General features: G+C 64.9%; 3 protein-coding genes, 1 tRNA gene and 1 pseudogene. 2 read left to right on the plus strand and 3 right to left on the minus strand.

The window, feature by feature from the left end; all coding sequences use genetic code 11:
• A pseudogene (locus M529_RS0124485) lies at window positions 1-1,398 on the minus strand (glutamate dehydrogenase); the annotation flags it as partial.
• A 179-nt stretch (window positions 1,399-1,577) separates the two neighbouring features.
• Window positions 1,578-2,870, minus strand: a complete 1,293-nt coding sequence (locus tag M529_RS33165; RefSeq protein ID WP_021317570.1) for a PAS domain-containing protein — start codon at window positions 2,868-2,870, stop codon at window positions 1,578-1,580.
• Between the two features lie 177 nt (window positions 2,871-3,047).
• Here M529_RS33165 and M529_RS33170 point away from each other — a divergent pair.
• Window positions 3,048-3,123 (plus strand) — tRNA-Thr (locus tag M529_RS33170).
• A 259-nt stretch (window positions 3,124-3,382) separates the two neighbouring features.
• The gene (locus M529_RS33175; RefSeq protein ID WP_021317571.1) at window positions 3,383-3,592 is read left to right on the plus strand and encodes a hypothetical protein; all 210 of its coding nucleotides are present in this window, start codon (window positions 3,383-3,385) and stop codon (window positions 3,590-3,592) included.
• Between the two features lie 29 nt (window positions 3,593-3,621).
• Here M529_RS33175 and M529_RS33180 read toward each other — a convergent pair.
• A partial coding sequence (locus tag M529_RS33180; RefSeq protein WP_021317572.1) for an IS3 family transposase occupies window positions 3,622-4,038 on the minus strand: 417 nt, incomplete at its 5' end.

Genomic DNA, 4,038 nt, shown 5'->3' on the forward strand with positions numbered 1-4,038 from the left:
GGGCTCCTCGGTCTCGGCCAGCGCCTCCTCGACGGAGGGCACCCAGCCGCGCACCATCTGCCGGAGCTGGCGGTCTAGCGGGGCGTCTTCGGGCACGGTGCCGCCATCGCGCAGGTCGAGCGTGATGCGCAGCAGGGCGAGGCCGCCTTCCTCCAGCGCGATCGACCAGCTCAGCACCTGGCCCCGGGCCGCCTTGGCCAGCATGTCCTGCACCGCGACGCGGCGCGCGGTGGTCAGTTCGTCGCGCGGCAGCCAGACGAAGGCATAGAGATGGCGCGCCAGCGCGCTGGTGGCGAGCGCTAGCTTGGGCCGCGGGCGATCCGCCAGCGACATGAAGGTGAGGGCAAGGCGCTCCAGCGTCTCCCGGTCGAAGCCGATCAGGATGTCATGGGGCAGCGCGGTCAGCGCGTGGACCAGCGTCTTGCCCGCATGACCGGCGGGATCGAAGCCGAACTTGTCCATGAGGGAGGAGAGGGCGGAGCGCAGCAGCGGCACCTTGTCGGGCGGTGCGGCCAACGCGGAGCTGGTCCACATGCCCGCATGGATCGACAGCGCCGTGACGTCCTTCCCCTCCCGGACGGGGACGATGAGCAGGTCGAGCAGGACGCGGCGATGGACGCGCGACAGCAGGTTCGACTTGATGATGAGCGGAGTGCGCTTGCCTTCCTCGAACCAGGCGAAGGCGGCCTCTCGCGAGGCCGGCGCGATCAGCGGCCTGTCGCGCAGGGCACATATGCCGAGCCGGTCCTGCGTCGTGCCGTCGCGGCGGCAGATCTCGTGCCCGACCTGGGTGAAGTTGCGGGCGAGGAACCAGCGCAGCAGCGCCGCGCCCTCGTCATCGGTGATCGCATTGGCATCGGCGATCATCACTTCCTGCAGGCGGGACCAGTCGGCGACGGCAGCGCGGACGTCGGCCAGCGTTTCATGCAGATCCTTTTCCAGCGCACGGCGTCCCTTCGCGTCGGCGCGGTCGGCCTCGATATAAATCATCGATTCCCGGCGGGCGCCGGGCGCGTCGTCCTCCAGGATCGCCTTCAGCATGCCGCCGCCGTCGCGCTCCACCGACAGTACCGGATGCAGCAGGCGGTGGATGGTGATGTCCACCGCGGAGAGCGCGTTGGCGATGGAATCGACCAGGAAGGGCATGTCGTCGTTGACGAGCGCGATCCGCATGAAGCGGCCATTGGCGCCTTCTCCCAGCGTCTCGATCGCGATCGCGGCGTCTCCGGGAAGACGGTTGCCGGCGGTACGGGCCAGGAAGGCTGCGGCCGACGCGGTGGCTGCGGCGTCGAATTCCTCGCTCTCGCCAGGCAGAGCGCCCCGGGACAGCGCCGCCTCCACGGCAGTGCGGATGGATGTGTCGACTTCTTTCAGATGGGGCTCAGCCACGGCCGTCATGCGCATACCTCGCTTCAGCGGATCGCGGTCCGCTTCTGTTGGAACGGAGGAGAGGCAGGAACGCCGCCACGCGACTCCTCGGCTTTTTCCGGCCCTATATGCGCTCGTCCCTCGCGCTGCTCAAGCTACGCGAGGACACAAAATTTCTTGGAATTGAAATATAGTGATTAGCTCGCGGTTCAGCGGACCGCAGCCGCGATGACCCTGGGGCCGAGCGCCGAGCCGTTCTGGAGCGCCCCGACGATCGCGAGCGATCCGTCCGCTTCGCGCCGGGCCACGACCACCGCTAGCCCGTCCGGGTCGGTGGGAATGGCGACCGGATCGAGCGCAGGCGCTTCCCTGAGCGTAGCACGGGCAGCCGCCTTGCGGTCCGGCCGGGCCGGGCTTTCCGCCCGCTTGAGCGCGCGCTCATCGCGCACCAGCGCCTTGAGCCCGCCCGCATAGCCGGCGAGATAGTCGCGCAGCGTGCCCACGCCCATGCCCGCCGCCCAGCCATGGTCGAGCGCGGTCGCATATTCGGCAAGGCGAGTCTTGTCGTAGGTTGCACCGAAGACGAGCTTCACGATGGCCGTCATCGGGCTGCGCGCCTGCGCCTTGATGCCGTGGTCGGCAAGCAGGTCCGCATAATCGTCCGGCAGCGCCCGTGCGACGAGCGCGAAGTCATAGGCGAGGCCGATCGCGCGATAGAGAGCCGCGTGGCTGCGCGCCTCGCTGGTGCGGGCCAGTTCCGCGCCATCGCGCGCCAGCGCCAGCCAGTCGGCCAGCGAGGCGTCGTCGTCCAGCGTTTCCATGCCGGCGAGGTCAAGAGGTTCCTCGCCCGGCAAGGCCTCCTCTTCTCCGGCCGCGGGGCCGTCGGCCCAGATGGGTGCGACATCCTGCGCGGCGGGGGCGTTGCGGATCGCCTCATCCACCTCGCGCCGGAGGGTCGCGGCGAGTTCGCCGCTCACCAGTTCCTTCCAGTTGATGACGCCGAAGACGAAGTCGATCGTTTCGTCATTGGAGGAGAAGGGCATCAATATGCCGCGATAGAGGATTTCCGAGCCGCGCTGGTTGACGAATTCCGCCTCGAAGCCGATGGGCGCGGCATTCGCGACGATCTGGAGATAATGATCGGTGAGGCGCGACAGCAGCGATCGGGCCGGAACGTCGTCGATATGGGTGATCGGGCCCTCGATCTCGCATTCCCGGCGCAGCGCGCTGCCCAGATAGACGATCGCGGGATTTTCCAGCCCGGCGCTGAAGTCCAGCAACACGCTGAAGGGGCCGAAGTCCTCCAGTTCGTCGGGTACCAGATCCTCGATAGACGGGAGGGAGCGGTCGCCCAGCAGCGAGGCCCAGTAATTATAGGCGCGCACCTGCATGCGGCGCTCGTCGGTGCTGATCGCACGGGGCGGGGTTTCGACTGCCGCCTCCTCGGCATAATCGAAATCATCCTGATCGTTGGCGACGTCATGCCCCCGCAGAGTGTCCATCCGGTCGGTTCCCGTCAGAAGAAAAGCTTTTCCTTGGGCCGACAATGGCATGTGGATGGTAAAGAGCGCGTAAAGACGGGACGGCTTCCAGGGGCCGGGCGGGGCCGACGGGAGAGGCGGATTTGCGCAAATGCCGCTTGTCCTCCGCCCCGACCGCTGTTATCTGCCCGCGCCAACGCCGCTTTAGCTCAGTCGGTAGAGCATCGCATTCGTAATGCGAGGGTCACGTGTTCGAGTCACGTAAGCGGCACCAGTTTTCCTTTAAAACTTATCCAGTCTCACGACGATCTCCGGTGTGATCCAATCACAATCGGCAGTCGGTCCTGTCGAACATCCGAGATTCGAACAGGAAGTTTCCCTGGATTGGAAAAATTTCCACTTCGATGCTCGCAGGCTATTGGTGGGATTCAGCACATGCGATAGAGTGAATAGGCAGATTTTATAGATCGTCTGCCCATACCCCCCTTATATCCATTCTAAGTATCGGGTCATCCACCCGTGTGCCTATTCCTATGCAAACAAAATCCGATCAAAATGCCTACCGTCAATCCGTCCTGTCCTATGTGAACCTCAACCAGTTCGCATATCCCTTTGCCGTGACCCTGACCCTGAAACAGGGGATCAGCGGTTCGGGGGGATATGAAGGTCGATACCAGAAGATCGACATGTACGAGGCACGGAGGAATTTCGGTCTGTTCATGAACCTGCTCAACCGACAGTGACGTGACCCCTTGGTTTCCACCAGCAGCAATTAGAGCCCGGCGGCTTTGTTGCGCATGAGCGCGGGTTGAGCAATGGCCTGCGCAGCGGAGCCCGTAGGGCGTAGCGAAGCAGGCCATTGCTTATGCAGTTCAGCGGCGAAGGCCGCTGGGGTCTCGTATCCAAGGGCTGAGTGCGGGCGCTCCTGGTTGTAGTCCTCCGCCCATGCGGCGATCACCACACGGGCATGGTCTAGGCTGAGGAACAGCGTCTCGTTTAGCAGTTCGTCCCTCATGCGGCCGTTGAAGCTCTCGACGTAGCCATTCTGCATCGGCTTGCCGGGGGCGATGTAATGCCACTCCACGCCGATCTCCGCGCACCAGGCCAGGACCGCGTTCGACGTCAGCTCGGTGCCGTTATCGCTGACGATCATGCCTGGCTTGCCGCGCTCGGCGATAAGATCGGTTAG

Origin of the sequence: Sphingobium ummariense RL-3 (assembly GCF_000447205.1) — a bacterium.
Lineage (GTDB): Bacteria > Pseudomonadota > Alphaproteobacteria > Sphingomonadales > Sphingomonadaceae > Sphingobium > Sphingobium ummariense.